Origin of the sequence: Pseudomonas sp. PA-4-8C, from assembly GCF_021606625.1 — a bacterium.
In the GTDB taxonomy this organism is placed as follows: domain Bacteria; phylum Pseudomonadota; class Gammaproteobacteria; order Pseudomonadales; family Pseudomonadaceae; genus Aquipseudomonas; species Aquipseudomonas lactis.
Window position 1 is genome coordinate 1 of record NZ_WKCD01000592.1, and the last position, 603, is coordinate 603.

General features: G+C 43.4%; 1 protein-coding gene. It reads right to left on the minus strand.

The window, feature by feature from the left end:
* Positions 1-603: SGNH/GDSL hydrolase family protein (locus GIW04_RS31165; protein WP_236479672.1), on the minus strand; the 603-nt coding region annotated here is incomplete at both ends.

Sequence of the window (603 nt, forward strand, 5' to 3'; positions counted from 1 at the left end):
CCATTATGTGATTGTATACATAGTTGCCTCCTTGGATATTAGTATGAACGTTATCATACCTCCATACCGAAGGATTAACCGTCCCAAACACATCGTACAAGTCAACGAAATACAACTGATATTTAACAGAAAGCCTGTATAACTGATCAATATAAGCTCTAGAGCCGCCCCATCTGTTCGGATACACATCAGTTGGGGTAGTACTCACAAGGACGATATCGCAATTTGGCTTAGCTGTTCTAGAGTTGACGATGAAGCTTTCTACGTTAGCTCCAAATACAGATGGTGATACTGCTAGCCCCATATCATTGGCGCCGATCTGGTAGAATATCAAATCTGGATCGTACTGCCCGACCATGTTCTCGTAATCTGACAGTACCTGCGCGCTTGTCCAAGAGCCATGCGCCGTCATCTTCACATCAACATGATTCGTCGTATAACCTATGATCTGAATTGCTGCAAACCCAGCATTTCCATCAGCTCTCTTGATGTTTGTGAGTGTCACCTCTTTATCACCAGACATTGGAATATTATCAACATTCAGTTGGTATCTGCCAGTGTAGAAATTGTCATCCCCACGAAGATCAACCGAAGCCCTGATTG